The sequence below is a fragment of the Burkholderia territorii genome (assembly GCF_001718335.1).
Taxonomy (GTDB): domain Bacteria; phylum Pseudomonadota; class Gammaproteobacteria; order Burkholderiales; family Burkholderiaceae; genus Burkholderia; species Burkholderia territorii.
Genome location: NZ_CP013366.1, coordinates 94,266 through 109,497, shown reverse-complemented (window position 1 = coordinate 109,497; position 15,232 = coordinate 94,266). Strand labels below are relative to the sequence as shown.

The 15,232-nt window shown below is 66.7% G+C and carries 15 protein-coding genes; 6 read left to right on the top strand and 9 right to left on the bottom strand.

The features are described from left to right. Positions 1–119: 119 nt before the first annotated feature. Positions 120–1,805 (bottom strand): GMC family oxidoreductase, encoded by a 1,686-nt coding sequence (locus WS51_RS11250; protein WP_059772119.1) that lies wholly within the window; start codon positions 1,803–1,805, stop codon positions 120–122. Between the two features lie 164 nt (positions 1,806–1,969). Here WS51_RS11250 and WS51_RS11245 point away from each other — a divergent pair, with 164 nt between their 5' ends. Further along, positions 1,970–2,869, top strand: a complete 900-nt coding sequence (locus WS51_RS11245; protein WP_069229212.1) for a LysR family transcriptional regulator — start codon at positions 1,970–1,972, stop codon at positions 2,867–2,869. Between the two features lie 223 nt (positions 2,870–3,092). Further along, positions 3,093–3,626 carry a class IV adenylate cyclase gene (locus WS51_RS11240; protein WP_059978739.1) on the top strand — a complete coding sequence of 178 codons (534 nt, stop codon included), beginning with the start codon at positions 3,093–3,095 and terminating at the stop codon, positions 3,624–3,626. Positions 3,627–3,688: 62 nt separating this feature from the next. Here the strand turns inward: WS51_RS11240 and WS51_RS11235 are convergent, their stop codons facing one another. Continuing rightward, positions 3,689–4,174 carry an Lrp/AsnC family transcriptional regulator gene (locus tag WS51_RS11235; RefSeq protein WP_006408082.1) on the bottom strand — a complete coding sequence of 162 codons (486 nt, stop codon included), beginning with the start codon at positions 4,172–4,174 and terminating at the stop codon, positions 3,689–3,691. Between the two features lie 106 nt (positions 4,175–4,280). Here WS51_RS11235 and phhA point away from each other — a divergent pair, with 106 nt between their 5' ends. Both phhA and WS51_RS11225 read left to right on the top strand, forming a co-directional pair. Beyond that, complete coding sequence (phhA, locus tag WS51_RS11230) at positions 4,281–5,207, top strand: phenylalanine 4-monooxygenase (protein ID WP_196481000.1); 927 nt, start codon at positions 4,281–4,283, stop codon at positions 5,205–5,207. A 115-nt stretch (positions 5,208–5,322) separates the two neighbouring features. Then, positions 5,323–5,631 (top strand): 4a-hydroxytetrahydrobiopterin dehydratase, encoded by a 309-nt coding sequence (locus WS51_RS11225; protein WP_059452552.1) that lies wholly within the window; start codon positions 5,323–5,325, stop codon positions 5,629–5,631. A 92-nt stretch (positions 5,632–5,723) separates the two neighbouring features. Here the strand turns inward: WS51_RS11225 and WS51_RS11220 are convergent, their stop codons facing one another. After that, positions 5,724–5,954 carry a DUF3717 domain-containing protein gene (locus WS51_RS11220; RefSeq protein ID WP_006756491.1) on the bottom strand — a complete coding sequence of 77 codons (231 nt, stop codon included), beginning with the start codon at positions 5,952–5,954 and terminating at the stop codon, positions 5,724–5,726. A gap of 123 nt (positions 5,955–6,077) precedes the next feature. Between WS51_RS11220 and WS51_RS11215 the strand changes: the two genes are divergently transcribed. Together WS51_RS11215 and WS51_RS11210 are read left to right on the top strand one after the other, a co-directional pair. Beyond that, positions 6,078–6,770, top strand: coding sequence for a response regulator (locus tag WS51_RS11215; protein ID WP_006401494.1), 693 nt, complete (start codon positions 6,078–6,080; stop codon positions 6,768–6,770). A gap of 118 nt (positions 6,771–6,888) precedes the next feature. Next, entirely contained in the window at positions 6,889–8,373 is a 1,485-nt protein-coding gene (locus tag WS51_RS11210) for a sensor histidine kinase (protein ID WP_059505607.1), read from the top strand. Between the two features lie 88 nt (positions 8,374–8,461). On the opposite strand, the gene WS51_RS11205 is transcribed toward WS51_RS11210, so the two are convergent. The 6 genes from WS51_RS11205 to WS51_RS11180 form a co-directional block, all read right to left on the bottom strand. After that, positions 8,462–8,992: an SET domain-containing protein gene (locus tag WS51_RS11205; RefSeq protein ID WP_059505609.1), complete on the bottom strand. Its 531-nt coding sequence runs from the start codon at positions 8,990–8,992 to the stop codon at positions 8,462–8,464. Between the two features lie 188 nt (positions 8,993–9,180). Next, positions 9,181–10,293: an NADH:flavin oxidoreductase/NADH oxidase gene (locus WS51_RS11200; RefSeq protein ID WP_069229211.1), complete on the bottom strand. Its 1,113-nt coding sequence runs from the start codon at positions 10,291–10,293 to the stop codon at positions 9,181–9,183. A 203-nt stretch (positions 10,294–10,496) separates the two neighbouring features. Then, entirely contained in the window at positions 10,497–11,207 is a 711-nt protein-coding gene (locus WS51_RS11195; RefSeq protein ID WP_069229966.1) for a glutamine amidotransferase, read from the bottom strand. A gap of 28 nt (positions 11,208–11,235) precedes the next feature. Further along, positions 11,236–11,874, bottom strand: a complete 639-nt coding sequence (locus WS51_RS11190) for a MarR family winged helix-turn-helix transcriptional regulator (protein WP_059452548.1) — start codon at positions 11,872–11,874, stop codon at positions 11,236–11,238. Between the two features lie 505 nt (positions 11,875–12,379). Further along, complete coding sequence (locus tag WS51_RS11185) at positions 12,380–13,495, bottom strand: YbdK family carboxylate-amine ligase (protein ID WP_006490006.1); 1,116 nt, start codon at positions 13,493–13,495, stop codon at positions 12,380–12,382. Between the two features lie 15 nt (positions 13,496–13,510). Further along, positions 13,511–14,725, bottom strand: a complete 1,215-nt coding sequence (locus tag WS51_RS11180; RefSeq protein ID WP_059452547.1) for a cation:proton antiporter — start codon at positions 14,723–14,725, stop codon at positions 13,511–13,513. Between the last annotated feature and the right edge of the window lie 507 nt (positions 14,726–15,232).

Genomic DNA, 15,232 nt, shown 5'->3' with positions numbered 1-15,232 from the left:
GCGACGCAATGGCCGTGCGCGCCTTCGATCCATCGCGACCCGTGCGCGTCCGCTTGTTTCGCATCGCGAAGCAGCGGGCACGCGGATGACGGCCCGCTGTCGCGCGTGACAGTATCGCGTCATGCAGCCGTCATCGCAGCTTCCGTTCGCAGCTGCGTCGCGTCGCGCGCGGCGCGTCGATCGGCGCGGATCATGTCGCTCGCGCGCTCGGCGATCATCAGCGTCGGCGAATTCGTGTTTCCCGACGTAATGAACGGCATCACCGATGCGTCGACGATCCGCAGCCCGGCGATGCCACGCACGCGCAGCCTGCTGTCGACGACGGCACGCTCGTCGTCCGCGCGTCCCATCCGGCATGTGCCGACCGGATGGAAGATCGTCGTGCCGACCGCGCCCGCCGCTTCGATCAGTTCGGCTTCGGTCTGGTAGCGCGTGCCCGGCAGGATCTCCTCGGGACGGTAGCGCGCCAGCGCGGGCGCGGACGCGATCCGCCGTGTGAGGCGCAGTGCATTCGCCGCGACGTGACGATCGTGGTCGGTCGACAGGTAGTTCGGTGCGATCGACGGCGCCGCGCCCGCATCGGGGCTCGCGATATGCACGCTGCCGCGCGAGCTCGGCCGCAGATGGCAGACCGACGCCGTGAACGCGTTGAAGCGGTGCAGCGGTTCGCCGAAGCGCTCGAGCGACAGCGGCTGTACGTGATATTCGAGATCGGGGCGCGTGAGCGCGGGATCGTCCGGATCGGACTTCGCGAACGCGCCGAGCTGCGACGGCGCCATCGACATCGGCCCGCGCTGCAGCAGCGCATATTCGGCGCCGATCATCAGCTTGCCCCACCAGCGTGCGGACAGCGTGTTCAACGTGCGCACGCCTTCGACGCGAAACGCCATCCGCAACTGCAGGTGATCCTGCAGGTTCTCGCCGACGCCCGGCAGATCCTGCACGACGTCGATGCCGAGCGCCTGCAGCCGCGCGCCCGCGCCGACGCCCGACAGTTCGAGCAACTGCGGCGAATTGACCGCGCCGGAAGTCAGCAGCACTTCGGCACGCGCGCGCGCGACGTAGTCGGTGCCGCCGCCGCGATACTCGACGCCGACCGCGCGTCGCCCGTCGAAGATCACGCGCTGCGCATGCGCACCGGTGATCACGGTCAGGTTCGGGCGCGTCATCGCGGGCCGCAGGAACGCCTTCGACGTATTCCAGCGCACGCCGCGCTTCTGGTTCACCTCGAAATAGCCGACGCCGGTGTTGTCGCCGCGGTTGAAATCGTCGGTCGCCGGGATGCCCGTCTGCTGCGCGGCTTGCGCGAACGATTCGAGGATCTCCCAGCGCAGCCGCTGCTTCTCGACGCGCCAGTAACCGCCGGCGCCGTGTGCATCGCTCGCGCCCGCGTGGTGGTCCTCGCTGCGCTTGAAGATCGGCAGCACGCTGTCCCACGACCAGCCGGCGTCGCCGGTTTCCCGCGCCCAGCCGTCGTAATCCTCGCGCTGGCCGCGCATGTAGATCATCCCGTTGATCGACGAGCAGCCGCCGAGCACGCGGCCGCGCGGATACGACAGCGCGCGGCCGTTGAGCGCCGCCTCGGGCTGCGTCTTGTACAGCCAGTCGGTGCGCGGATTGCCGATGCAGTACAGATAGCCGACCGGAATGTGAATCCAGTGATAGTCGTCCTTGCCGCCCGCTTCGAGCAGCAGCACGCGGATCTCGGGATCCTCGGTCAGGCGGTTCGCGAGCACGCAGCCCGCGGTGCCCGCGCCGACGATCACGTAGTCGAATTCGCCCTCGAGCGTGCGTTGAGTACTCACGGCGTGTCTCCATCCATTGTTGTGCCGCGCGCGTGCGATTCCGCGCGTCGTTTTCAGCATAGTGCGTCGCGCGCGACGCAGTCGATGAAGCGTACTCCGGCCGCCCGCCGCCGATCCAATGAGTTATGCTGAACCGCGTTATAAGCCGCGCTCATATCACGACAATGGATCTCACCCTGCTCCGCGCGTTCGCGACGGTCGCCCGCGAAGGCAACCTGACGCGCGCCGCCGTGCAGTTGCACCTGACGCAGCCGGCCGTCAGCCTGCAGATCAAGCATCTGCAGGAAACGCTCGGCGTCACGCTGTTCACGCGCACGTCGCGCGGGCTGGCGCTCACGCGCGACGGCCAGACGCTGCTGCCGCATGCGGAGCGCGCGCTGGCCGCGGCCGCCGACGTGCAGCGCGCCGCCGCCGCGCTGCGCCACGAGGTGCGCGGCCGGCTGCGGATCGGCACGATCCTCGATCCCGGCTTCCTGCGGCTCGGCGGCTTCCTGCGCGCGCTGGTCGAAACCCATCCGCAGATCGAAACCGCGCTGCGGCACGGCATGTCCGGGTGGGTACTCGAACAGGTGCGCGCGCAGGCGCTCGACGTCGGCTACTACATCGGCCGGCCCGGCGAGGACGATCCGCGCGACGACGCGCTGTTCCACACGGTCACGCTCACGCGTTTCGAGTACCGCGTGCTCGCGCCGGCCGGCTGGAAGGAGCGCGTACAGCGGGCGCACGACTGGCGCACGCTCGCCGCGCTGCCGTGGATCTGGACGCCACCGGCGTCCGCCCATCACCGGCTGCTGTCGCGGCTGTTCGCGGCGGCCGGCGCGCAGCCGGTAAAGGTTGCCGAAGTCGACCAGGAGCAATCGATGCTCGATCTGGTGAAATCGGGAATCGGGCTGACGCTCGCCCGCGACTCGACGGCGCTGGCCGAAGCGCATGCGCATGCGCTGACGATCATCGAACGCGTGACGGTGCCGACCGAGCTGACTTTCGTGACACTTGCCGAGCGGCGTGCGGAACCGGCGATCGCGGCGGCGCTGCGGCTGATCGAAACCCAATGGGCGATATGAGCGCGGCTGATGCCGGCGCGGCCGGCCGCGCCTGGAGGTTCAGCCTGCGGCGCGCGGCAGCTGCCCGATCGGCACTCGCAGGTGACGCACGTTAGCGCACGGGCTCGAATCGCCTCTCCGCGGCGCATCGCCGCGTCCCGCCTTGCCGTCACGCCACCATCGCAGGCTTTTTGCTAGATTGTGCGTTCGCACACCGCGAGACCCCTGATTGAAGGAGACCCGCATGGCCCGCAACATCGAGATCAAAGCCCGCGCCCGCGACTTCGAGCGGCTGCGCGAACAGGCGGCCGCACTGGCCACCGAAGCGCCGCTCTTCTACCGCCAGCAGGATTTCTTCTACGACGTGCCGCGCGGCCGGCTGAAGCTGCGCCGCTTCGAGGACGGCACGCCGGCCGAGCTGATCTTCTACCAGCGCGACGACCGCGACGGCCCGAAGGCGTCGTACTACACGCGCAGCCCGGTCACGAACCCGGACGCGATGCACTCGCTGCTCGCGACCGCGCTGACCACGCGCGGAATCGTGACGAAGGAACGGCACGTGTACCTCGTCGGCCGCACGCGGATCCACCTCGACCGCGTCGACGGCCTCGGCGACTTCATCGAACTGGAAGTCGTACTCGGCCCCGATGACGACGAAGCCGGCGGCGAAGCCGAAGCGCACGACGTGTTCGCGAAGCTCGGCGTCGCGCAGGAGGACCTCGTCGCGGTCGCATACGTCGACCTGCTGAACGCCGACGTGCAATCCGAAGCAGCCTGATCCCGCGCTGCTCGCGGCGACGCGACGCGCGTGGCGCCCCGCCGCCGGCCCGGCTCCCCGCGTCAGGCGGCGCCGGGCGCCAGATGCGCGAGCGGCAGCGCGCCGTTGCGCTTGAAGGTCGTCAGCACGATGTTCGAGCGCACGCTGTCGACGCCCGGCACGCGCATCAGCTTCTTCATCACGAACTGCGACAGCGCGTTGAGATCCGGCGCAACGATCCGCAACAGATAGTCGGCGTCGCCGACCACCGCGTGGCATTCGAGCACCTCGGGCAGCACGTCGATCTGCTGCTGGAACTGCTCGATGATCGAATCGCCGTGGTGCTTGAGCTTCAGGCTCGTGAACGCGGTGACGCCGAGCCCGAGCTTTTCGGGCCGCAGCATCACGCGGTAGCCTTCGATCACACCGGCCGCCTCGAGCCGTTGCAGCCGCCGCCCGATCTGCGACGGCGACAACGGCACCTCCTCCCCGAGCTGCTGGTGCGTCGCGCGCCCGAAGCGCTGCAGCACGTCGAGAAGCGCGAGGTCGAAGTGATCGAGTTCCAGCATGAACATTCTCCGCATTGATTCGTGTTTGGATGCGCGATTATCGCATCGAAAGGCAAATCAACGCCATCTTTGCGCCCATTCCGCATGTCGCCCGCTCTACACTTGCATGGTTCCCAACCACTGCATTCAGAGCCGCACCATGTCCACCGTCGTCACCGCGAAACTGCAGGAGCAGTTCGACGCGGGCCTCGAAACCCGCGCCGATTTCACCATCGACCAGCCGCTGGAACGCTACGGCCAGGTCGACCACGCGGTGTGGCAGCAGCTCTATGCGCGGCAGTCGGCGCTGCTGCGCGGGCGCGCATGCGACGCGTTCGTCGCGGGGCTCGGGAAGATCGAGCTGCCGGCCGATCGCGTGCCGTCGTTCGCCGACGTGAATCGCCAGCTGAAGCCGGCCACCGGCTGGGAGATCGTCGCGGTGCCGGGCCTCGTGCCCGATCGCGTGTTCTTCGAGCACCTCGCGAACCGGCGGTTTCCGGTCACCTGGTGGATGCGCCGCCCCGATCAGCTCGACTACCTGCAGGAACCCGACTGCTTCCACGACCTGTTCGGCCATGTGCCGCTGCTGATCGAGCCGGTGTTCGCCGACTACATGCAGGCCTACGGCCGCACCGCGCTCGCGGTCGCGGACGACGAAGCCGCGCTCGCGCGACTGGCGCGTCTCTATTGGTATACGGTCGAGTTCGGCCTGATCCGCGACCCGAACGGCACGAACGGGCTGTCGATCTACGGCGCCGGCATCGTATCGAGCAAGGGCGAGAGCCTGTACAGCCTGGAAAGCGCGGCGCCGAACCGGCTCGGTTTCGACCTCGAGCGCGTGATGCGCACGCGCTACCGGATCGACACGTTCCAGAAGACCTACTTCGTGATCGACGACTTCGCGCAGTTGTTCGCGCTGGCCGACGTCGACGGCCGCGCGCTGGCCGACCGGCTGGCCGCGCTGCCCGAATTCCCCGCCGGCGCGGTGGTCGACGGCGATCTCGTGCTGCATCGCGGCACGGGCGAAGGCTGGCCGGACGACGCCGACGCATGAGAAAGCGGGCGGCCGCCTCCCGATGCCCGTCCCGCAACTATGAAACAATGAACGGTACCGGCTTTGTCGCGTGGCCTTTGCCCGCGCGCAGCGCCGTTACCGAACGAGGTGCAACATGATTCACAAGCTCACATCAGAAGAACGCAAGACCCGGCTCGAGGGCCTGCCGCACTGGACGGCCGTGCCGGGCCGCGACGCCATCCAGCGCAGCCTGCGCTTCGCCGATTTCAACGAGGCATTCGGCTTCATGACGCGGGTCGCGATCAAGGCGCAGGAAATGAACCACCATCCGGAATGGTTCAACGTGTACAACCGCGTCGACGTGACGCTGTCGACCCACGACGCGGACGGCCTGACCGAACGCGACATCGCGCTCGCAACCTTCATCGACCAGGTGTGCGCACACACCGATCCGGCCGCCTGAGCCTATCCTCTACCGCCGCGCATCTTTCGACGCGCGGCGCGTCAACTTTTCATTTCGCTGAACGTTTTCTAGGATGTACTCAGCGAAAGCCTTCAGCTTTCCAAGCCATCCTTAAGGCGCACGTAAGTCTCGTACGCTTTCCTCGCCTTGGGGTCCAAACCTTCCAGTTGCAGCGCGCCTTCGCGCTGTACAATCAGCAGCGCATACGGCTTGGAAAGCGCGCTGGCCTCTTCGCAGAGTTTGAGTTCGTCGCCGCTCGACGGCGAGCGGGCGCGCCAGAAATTGATCGCGGCTTCGAGGTCGTGGATCGAAATATCGGACATGATTGGATTTAATCGTTCGCTGGCCGCCATGCTTGATTGTCAGGCGATGCGGCGCCCCTGTGGAAACGGCGTCGTGCTGTCCGCGTGCCTGAACCGCCAACCCATTGTACTTGAGCGAACTTCATGCGACTCCTTCTGATCGAAGACGACCGCCCCATCGCACGCGGTATCCAGAGCAGCCTCGAGCAGGCTGGCTTCACCGTCGACATGGTGCATGACGGCATCTTTGCCGAACAGGCGCTGGCACAAAACCGCCACGAACTCGTGATCCTCGACCTCGGCCTGCCGGGCATCGACGGCATGACGCTGCTCACGCGTTTCCGCCAGACCAATCGCCACACGCCGGTCATCGTGCTGACCGCGCGCGACGAACTGAACGACCGGATCCAGGGCCTGAACTCCGGCGCCGACGATTACATGCTCAAGCCGTTCGAGCCGGCCGAGCTCGAAGCCCGCATCCGCGCGGTGATGCGCCGCAGCGGCCCGCACAGCGACATGCCGCGTCCGGAAGTGTCGCTCGGCGGCGTCCGGCTGTCGGGCGTCGATCGCCGCATCTTCAACGACGACAAGCCGCTCGAGCTGTCGCCGCGCGAATTCGCCGTGCTCGAAATGCTGCTGCTGCGCCACGGCCGCGTGGTCAGCAAGGCCCAGCTGCAGGATCACCTCACGCACTTCGGCGGCGATCTCGGCGACACCGCGATCGAAGTCTACGTGCACCGGGTGCGCAAGAAACTCGAGCAGTGCCGCGTCGAAATCGTCACGGTGCGCGGCTTCGGCTATCTGCTGCAGGAAATCCGCCAGACCGCGAGCGTCTGAGCGGCGCGCCGCACGCCGGCCGGCCACGGGCCGTCGGCGAGCAGCCCTGCCCGCGTCGCCGTCCGACGCACGTCCGCGCCGCTCCCCGTGAGCGGCGCTTATCCATTTGCCCGACGAAATGTCTTCTGATCCGGCTGTCACCACCAGCCTGCGCCGCTCGCTGCTTCGGCGCCTCGCCGCGCCGCTGTCGATGCTTGCGCTGATGAGCGGCCTGATTGCCTATTGGCTCGCGTGGCAATACACGCAACACGTGATCGACCGCTCGCTCGCCGATCTCGCCACCGCCATCTCGAAACAGATCCAGATCGCCGGCCCCGACGCGCCGTTCACGGTGCCGCCGCTCGCGCAGGCGATGTTCTCCGATCCGGCGGAGGCGCTGATCTACCGGATCAGCGACGGCGAACAGGAACTCGCCGGCGACCCGAAGCTGCCGCTGCGCGGCATCAACGTGCGCCGCATGCATCACGCGTACGTGTTCGAGGCCGAATACGACAATCGCGCGGTGCGCGTCGCGCAAGTGCGCGTCGACGATGTCGAGGGCGGCAAGCCGATGGTGGTCGAGGTCGCGCAGCCGGTGCGGCACCGCTACCGGATCGCGGCCGAATTCCTCGTCGCGATCATGATGCCGTTGTTGCTGCTGCTGCTCGCGGGCTGGGGCATCGTGTGGCGCGTCGTGAACCAGCAGCTCGGCCCGCTCACGCATCTCGCCGATTCGCTGAACCGGCAGACCCACACGTCGCTCGAGCCGGTCGACGAAACCGACGTGCCGCTCGAGATCCGGCCGCTGACGAGCGCGATGAACGCGCTGCTCGGCCGCCTGAAGACCGCGCTCGACGCGCAGCGCAAGTTCATCGCCGATGCCGCGCACCAGTTGCGCACGCCGCTCACGGCCGTGAAGCTGCATGCCGAGCAGGCCGCCGTCGCGCGCGATCCGCAGCAGACCTACGCCGCGGTGCGCGAACTGCGCGCGGCCGCCGACCGCGCGGTGCGGCTGTCGAACCAGTTGCTGTCGCTCGCGCGCGCGGAGCCGGGCGAACAGGCCGCGCGTTTCGTCGACGTCGACCTGGCCGCGATGGCGTTCGAGACGGGCGCCGAGTGGGTGCCGCGCGCGCTCGCATCGCACGTCGACCTCGGCTTCCAGCGCAGCGACGATCCCGGCGAAGACGAAACGTTGAACGTGCGCGGCAACCCCGTGCTGCTGCGTGAAGTGATCGCGAACCTGCTCGACAATGCGCTGAAATATGTGCCGCTCGCACGGCCGGTGGGCGCGCGCATCACTGTGAACGTCGCGCGCGGCGCGCTCGAGGGCGGCCAGCCGGCCGCCGAGATCGTCGTCGAGGACAACGGGCCGGGCGTGCCGGCCAGCCAGCAGGCCGACCTGTTCAAGCGCTTCTTCCGCGGCGATGCGCAGAGCGGCAACGGTGTCGAGACGGGTGCCGGGCTCGGGCTCGCGATCGTGCACGACATCATCGCGATGCACGGCGGCACGGTGTCGTACGAGGATGCACCGGAAGGCGGTTCGCGGTTCGTCGTGCGGGTGCCGCTCGCCGAGCGCACCGCGAAGCCGGCAAGCGAGATGCCGGCGGCAACGCCGACGCACTGAATCGCATGCGCGCGCACGCCGGGACGGAGGGACCGGCGCGCCGCAGCGAGCCGGGGGCGCAGCCGCGCGCGATGCGCGGCCCCGGTCGTCACTTCTTCTTTTTCTTGTCCTTCGCGCCGGACTCGGACTTGCCTTCCTTCTTGTCCTTCTTCTTTTTCTTCTTGCCGTCGTCGTCCGGCGTGGCGAGCAACGTGCCGCGACACGTGATCGCGCCGCAATGGCACGCGTATTCGCGCTTGAGCTTCTTGGTCAGCTTCTCGTCGATCACGAGGCCATAGTCGTAGAACAGCTCTTCTTCCGGCTCGATATCGCGCAGCGCGTGGATGAACACGCGGCCCTTGATCTCCTCGGCCTCGCAATTCGGCGCGCACGAATGGTTGATCCAGCGCGCGCTGTTGCCGTTGATCTTGCCGTCGATCACGCCGCCCTCTTCCAGTGCGAAGTAGAACGTATGATTCGGCTCGTTCGGGTCGTGCGGATGACGGCGCAGCGCTTCCTTCCACGAAATTCGCTCGCCCTTGTATTCCACTACGCGTTCGCCGGCCTTGATCGGCTCCACCGCGAACACGCCCTTGCCGTGTATTCCCGAGCGGCGTACCGCGATCCTGCGTGAACTCATCGATCGAATCCTTTGAAGACGACTTGAATGGAAGACGGCCGCATGCGCGTGTTGCGCGGCCCTGCGCCGTGCGAAACGAAAACGCGGCACCGGTCGGTGCCGCGTCGGGGCATGCGGCGAATCACCCGCATCCTACACGTTCGAGATTGCTTCGTTCAACATCGCGCGCAATATCGCGCGCATGACGCTCAACGCTGGCCGAATGCGATGTCGCCGAACAACGCCTTGTGCTCGCGCGGCTGCGAACGCCAGTACTGCGGCGGCGCCGACACCTGCGCGCCGAGTTCGGCGGCCGCATGCCACGGCCAGCGCGGGTCATACAGCATCGCGCGCGCCATCGCGACGAAATCGGCATCGCCCGCCTCGATCAGGCGGTTCGCATGCGCGGGCTCGTTGATGAGGCCGACCGCGATCGTCGGCATCCCGACCGCGCGCTTCACCGCCTGCGCGAACGGCACCTGGTAACCGGGCGACAGCGGAATCTTCTGCAGCGGCGACACGCCGCCGGACGACACGTCGATCCAGTCGCAGCCGCGCTGTTTCAATTCGTGCGCGAACGCGATCGTATCGTCGAGTTCCCAGCCGCCCTCGACCCAGTCGGTCGCCGACACGCGCACGCCGACCGGGCGGTCCGCCGGAAACGCCGCGCGCACCGTCTCGAAGATCTCGAGCGGAAAGCGCATCCGGTTTTCGCGCGAGCCGCCGTATTCGTCGGTGCGCTGGTTCGCAAGCGGCGACAGGAACTGATGCAGCAGGTAGCCGTGCGCCGCGTGCACTTCGATCGCATCGATGCCGACGCGCGCGGCACGCTTCGCGGCGGCGGCGAATGCGTCGCGGATCCGGTTCAGGCCGGCCGCGTCGAGCGCGAGCGGCGGCGTCTCGCCGTCCTTGTGCGGCAACGCCGACGGCGCATGCGGCAGCCAGCCGCCATCGGCGACGGACACGAGCTGGCCGCCCTTCCACGGCACCTCGCTCGAGGCCTTGCGCCCCGCATGCGAAAGCTGCATCGCGACACGGATCGGCGAATGCTTGCGGATCGCCGCCAGCACGGGCTTGAGCGCCGCTTCGGTCACGTCGTCCCACAAGCCGAGGTCGCCGGCCGTGATGCGCCCGTCGGGTTCGACGGCGGTCGCCTCGATGCAGAGCAGGCCCGCGCCGGACAGCGCGAGATGGCCGAGGTGAATCATGTGCCAGTCGGTCGCCTCACCGCGCTCGGCCGAGTACTGGCACATCGGGGAGATCACGATCCGGTTCGGAAGGGTCACGCCGCGCAGCGTGAACGGAGAAAACAGCGCTGTCATGGAGGCCGCTCGCCAGGAAAGGGAAAGAGCGGACGAGCGTAGCACGCGGGCTCGAAGCCTGCTGGCGGCCGGTTCGGCAGTAAGCGGATGGTCAGGGAAAGCCGGCACCCGGCCGGCTGCGAGGCAGCGGACACGCGGCGCGCGGTGGTGCGCCGGCCGGCAATGTCCGCGGGCGAGTCACACGAGATGCCGCTCGCCCGGAATCAAAGCCCGACGCTGTCGAGCCACTCGTCGAACATGCGTCGTGCGGCCGCCTCCAGCACGGGGCCGTGCCGAACGGTGTCCGCGCGCAACTGGCGCGCGTCGATGCCGGGCGTCGACGCGATTTCACCGGCGTTGCCGATCAGCCAGGGTTCGAAGCGGTCGGTGCGGATTTCAGGATGGCATTGCAGCGCCAGCACGTGCTGCCCCCATGCGAATGCCTGGTGGCGGCATGCCGGTGTCGATGCGAGATGAATCGCGCCACCCGGCAGATCGAACGTATCGCCATGCCAGTGCAGCATCGAAGTCGCCGCGCCGTCGAGGTGGCGCAGCGGCGACGCGCGGCCCGCGTCGGTGAGCGTCAGCGGCGCCCAGCCGAGTTCCTTCTGCGCAGCCGGGTAGACGCGCGCGCCGAGCGCGCGGGCGATGAACTGCGCGCCCAGGCAGATGCCGAGGATCGGCAGTCCGGCGTCGATGCGCTGGCGCACGAGTGCCGCGAGCGGCGCGATCGACGGATACTGCGCGTCCTCGTACACGCTGAGCGGTCCGCCCAGCATCACGAGCAGCGCCGGCTTGAGCACGTCGAGCGCCTCGACGCGCGACGATCCGACATCGACGTAACGCACCCGACGCCCACGCGCGCCGAGCACCTGCTCGAAGCTGCCGAGGTCCTCGAAATGCACGTGGCGGATCGCCACCACTTCCGCGTTCATCATCGGCCTCCCGGTCGATCGACGGACGTCAGCCGGCGAACACCTTCCAGGTCTTCTTCTGCGTCGCTGCGTCGGCTTCTTCATGCACCGAGCAGTCGAGACGCAGATCGCTGTCGGCCATCGACAGATCGAGCGCCGCGCAGTGATGCACCGTCTTCTTCGACTGCTTGCCCGGCTGGAAATGCGTGCACGTGAGGCACATGCGCTGCGGCGGCGTCGCACCGGCCACCTGCAGCTCGCGCAGCGTCTTCAGCAGCGCGCGGTACAGCACGCCCTGCTCGTCCGCGCCGAGCTTGCCGACCGCTTTCGTCAGGAATTCAGGCCATTGCAGCGCCTTCTTCGCCGCGGTACGGCCGCGGGCCGACAGGCGCACGGCGAGCGCACGGCCGTCGTCCAGTGCGCGACGCTTCTCGACGAGCCCCTTCGTCTCGAGCGTGCTGACCGCATCGCTGGTGGTCGCAGCCGTGAGCTGCGTCTCGCGCGCGATTTCGCCGAGCCGCATCGGGCCCTTGCGTTGCAGCAGCAGCACGAGGATCTCGCCCTGCGTCGGCGTGAGGCCTGCACCTTCCGCCCAATCCCATGCCTGGCTTCGCATGGCCGTACTCAACCGCAGCAAGCTGTGGGTCACACGTCCCGAAGCCTGATTCCCGTAAACGCCTTCGCTCATAGTCTTTTCGCTTTGCCGCCGCCCGGATCGCCGAGCAGCCGTAGTGTGGAGATCGAATGTCTATCTCAAAACAGACGCTCGTTGAAGAGCGTCGACACGGCCGTCGCGAGGCACACGCGGCGGTCGCGTTCGCGGCGACCGGTGAGACACGGGTCGTTCCGGTGTCCGCAAAGCCGACATTCTAAGCGAGAGCGGAAAATCGCACAGCTAAGTTATCCCCTTCATTCTGTGGAAAATCACTGGATAACCGGTTTTTTTCGTTGTGCCGGCGATCGCCGCCGGCGCCGCGACGGAACGCGCAAACATTTTCCTGTTCGAATCGGCCACAGTGCCGACCGCGCCGATCCACCGGGTTATCCATCCCGCAGAGCGTTGACTTTGCAGCGGAATATCGGGTTATCCACAGATTCTCAGGACCACTGGCGACGCGCGACGCATGAATCGGTGCCAAATGGCGTTCAGTGAATCGCCGCGCGGTCGAGCCTGTAATCTGCAAAACATTTTTTCATTCACGCCAGCGCAGGCACTGCTGGCGAACCGTCTCGTTCAGCGATTTTTCCTGTTTGAAAACGGTTCTCAACCATGATGCGTCATTCACGCGCGCCTTCGCGAGCGCGCCGATCTCGTCGAGCGCCGCGCGCGAGCCGAGCGCGGCCGCATGCGGCGCGATCCGGTCGAGCGTGTCGAGGATGTCTTCCGCGATCGTGCGGCGCTCACCTGTCTGAGGATTGACGCAGGTGCCCTCGAGCCCGAAGCGGCACGCTTCGAAGCGGTTGAACGTGTAGACGAGATAGTCGTCCTCCGACAGCTTCAGCGGCCGGTCGGTCAGCAGGTAGCGCGCGAGCGTCTGGATGTAGCAGGCGATCGCGGCCGCGCGGTCGACCGACAGCGGCGTGTCCATCACGCGCACCTCGATGGTCCCGTAGCCGGGCTTCGGCCGGATATCCCAGTAAAAGTCCTTCATCGAATTGACGACGCCCGTGTTGACCATCTTCGTGAAGTACTCCTCGAAGCTGTCCCAGGTCAGCACGAACGGCGCGCGGCCCGACAGCGGGAACGCGAACACCGAATTCAGGCGCGCCGAATGGAAGCCGGTGTCGACGTTCTGCACGAACGGCGACGACGCGGACAGCGCGATGAAGTGCGGAATGAAGCGCGACATCGAATGCAGCAGGAACAGCGCGCTGTCGGGATCGGGACAGCCGATGTGCACGTGCTGCCCGAACACGGTGAACTGCTTCGCGAGATAGCCGTACAGCTCGGAGATGTACTGGAAGCGCGGCGCGTCGTAGATCTGCCGGTCGCTCCATTGCTGGAACGCGTGCGTGCCGCCGCCGGCGAGCCCGACGTTGAGCTGGTCGGCCGCCTTCACGAGCACGTCGCGGATCGCATGCAGCTCGCTGACCGCCTGCTCGTGCGAATGGCAGATGCCGGTCGACAGCTCGATCATGCTCTCGGTGATTTCGGGCGTGATGTTGCCGGGGAAGGTCTCGCCCTGGATCAGGCGCATCAGGTCGGATGCCGCCTTCGTCAGGTCGTAGTTGTGCGTGTTGACGACCTGGATCTCCAGTTCGACGCCGAACGTGAACGGTTCGGAATTGACGAAAGTTTCGAGTGCCATGGCAGGTTCCGGAAATCAGTTGCCGTCGCTGCGTTCGCTGACCGCCGACAGGCAGCGGTAGACGACGAACGGGCTGACGAGCTGCAAAATCACGATCGTGCACATCACGATCGCGCGCAGGTGCGGGTCGAAATTCGGATAGAGCTGATAGGTGTCGTCGACGAGCAGATACGACAGCGCGGACATCGGCGTAAGCGCGATGCCGAGCGCGATGCCCTGCTTCATCCCGATCCCGCTCGGCTTGGCGAACGCGACGACGCCGGCCAGTTTCGCGACGAGGCGCGTGACGATCAGCACGATCGCGAGCAGCCCGCCGAGTGCGATGTCGCCCCAGGTGAACGACGTGAGCGTCAGCACGAACAGCACCACCGTCAGCAGCCAGCCGGCCGTGCCGAAATGCTCGGGCCACAACTGCGGCCGCGCTTCGAGGTTCTTCACGATGATGCCGGCGAGCAGCAGCGTGAGCAGCGTCGACAGCTTCAGCGCCTGCGCCACCGCGATCGCGAGCATCACGAGCCCGAACAGCGCGACGAACGAATGCTCGTCGCGCATCGTCGAGGTCATGTGGCGGAACAGGTAATTGCAGGCACGCGCGACCAGGTACGCGACGATGAACGAACCGGCGATCAGGTAGACGGGCTGCAGGATCGTCGCGAAAACGTTCCCGTATGCCTCCTGGTGGAGCCAGCTCGTGACGAGCTTGGTGAGCACGATCGCGTACACGCTGTTCAGCGCGGTCAGCGTGATGAGGCGCTGCGACACCTGCCCTTCCGCGCGCAGTTCGGTCTTGAGCTGGATGACCATCGACGGCGACGTAGCGATCGCGATCGCCGACAGCACGAGCGCGACCATGCCCGACACGCCGAGCGCGAGCATCACGAACAATACGAGCACGAACGTCAGCGTCGCCTCGGCGAGGCTCGACGCAATGAGCCACGGATTGCGGCGAATCCATTTCAGGTCGAGGCGGCTGCCGAGTTCGAACAGCAGCAGGCCGAGCGCGACGTCGATCAGCAGGCGCGACGTTTCGTCGGTGCTCGCGTCGATCACGCCGAAACCGAACGAACCGGCGATGAGACCGATCACCGCATAGCCGGTGATGCGCGGCAACCGCCATGCGCGGTAGCACAGCTCGCCGCACAGGCCGGCCGCGAACAACGCGAGCCCGGCCCAGAACACGGCATCCGGCGCGAGCGGCCAGTTTGGCAGGAATGAGAACGCCGACTTCATCGTGGTGACTTCTCCTTTGGAAGCAATCGCCAGCGGCGCGGGGTCAAGCGTCAGAAATGAGATGCACGCCGGCTGGGTATCGCCCCGAGTGTGATTGTTGTGGTCGACGACGGCGGGACATGGGATCCGCCTTTTTCCGCCGTCCGGCGGAACTGTCGTTCAGGCTGCCGATCTGGATTGTCGGCCTGGTGTGTGAACGGACTGCGCAGTCTCGAAGATTCAGATTCGAAATCGTGCCGACCGTTCCATTGAAGCATGTCCGGCGCCTGGCCGAACGAACGCGAAGGAAACCGATTGTGCCACAGCTTTTTCGCTCCGGAACCGATCGAATCGACTCGCGGCCCTGTGAGGCGGCACAGGTCTTTGGTTTCAACGGTTTACTTGTATATATACGTAGTAGAAGTTAACAAGACCCGCACAGTTCTGTGGATAACTTCGGTTTACGCAACAAGATCAATGTGTTGGCACAGCCATAACCCGTTGCACAGGTTGTTTGCTCACAGAGGT

What these genes read in the sequence shown, in the direction of transcription:
- WS51_RS11245 (WP_069229212.1), top strand. Translation starts at nt 1,970, where the DNA reads ATGGATCTCACCCTGCTCCGCGCGTTCGCGACGGTCGCCCGCGAAGGC.
- WS51_RS11240 (WP_059978739.1), top strand. Translation starts at nt 3,093, where the DNA reads ATGGCCCGCAACATCGAGATCAAAGCCCGCGCCCGCGACTTCGAGCGG.
- WS51_RS11235 (WP_006408082.1), bottom strand. Translation starts at nt 4,174, where the DNA reads ATGCTGGAACTCGATCACTTCGACCTCGCGCTTCTCGACGTGCTGCAG.
- phhA (WP_196481000.1), top strand. Translation starts at nt 4,281, where the DNA reads ATGGTTCCCAACCACTGCATTCAGAGCCGCACCATGTCCACCGTCGTC.
- WS51_RS11225 (WP_059452552.1), top strand. Translation starts at nt 5,323, where the DNA reads ATGATTCACAAGCTCACATCAGAAGAACGCAAGACCCGGCTCGAGGGC.
- WS51_RS11220 (WP_006756491.1), bottom strand. Translation starts at nt 5,954, where the DNA reads ATGTCCGATATTTCGATCCACGACCTCGAAGCCGCGATCAATTTCTGG.
- WS51_RS11215 (WP_006401494.1), top strand. Translation starts at nt 6,078, where the DNA reads ATGCGACTCCTTCTGATCGAAGACGACCGCCCCATCGCACGCGGTATC.
- WS51_RS11210 (WP_059505607.1), top strand. Translation starts at nt 6,889, where the DNA reads ATGTCTTCTGATCCGGCTGTCACCACCAGCCTGCGCCGCTCGCTGCTT.
- WS51_RS11205 (WP_059505609.1), bottom strand. Translation starts at nt 8,992, where the DNA reads ATGAGTTCACGCAGGATCGCGGTACGCCGCTCGGGAATACACGGCAAG.
- WS51_RS11200 (WP_069229211.1), bottom strand. Translation starts at nt 10,293, where the DNA reads ATGACAGCGCTGTTTTCTCCGTTCACGCTGCGCGGCGTGACCCTTCCG.
- WS51_RS11195 (WP_069229966.1), bottom strand. Translation starts at nt 11,207, where the DNA reads ATGAACGCGGAAGTGGTGGCGATCCGCCACGTGCATTTCGAGGACCTC.
- WS51_RS11190 (WP_059452548.1), bottom strand. Translation starts at nt 11,874, where the DNA reads ATGAGCGAAGGCGTTTACGGGAATCAGGCTTCGGGACGTGTGACCCAC.
- WS51_RS11185 (WP_006490006.1), bottom strand. Translation starts at nt 13,495, where the DNA reads ATGGCACTCGAAACTTTCGTCAATTCCGAACCGTTCACGTTCGGCGTC.
- WS51_RS11180 (WP_059452547.1), bottom strand. Translation starts at nt 14,725, where the DNA reads ATGAAGTCGGCGTTCTCATTCCTGCCAAACTGGCCGCTCGCGCCGGAT.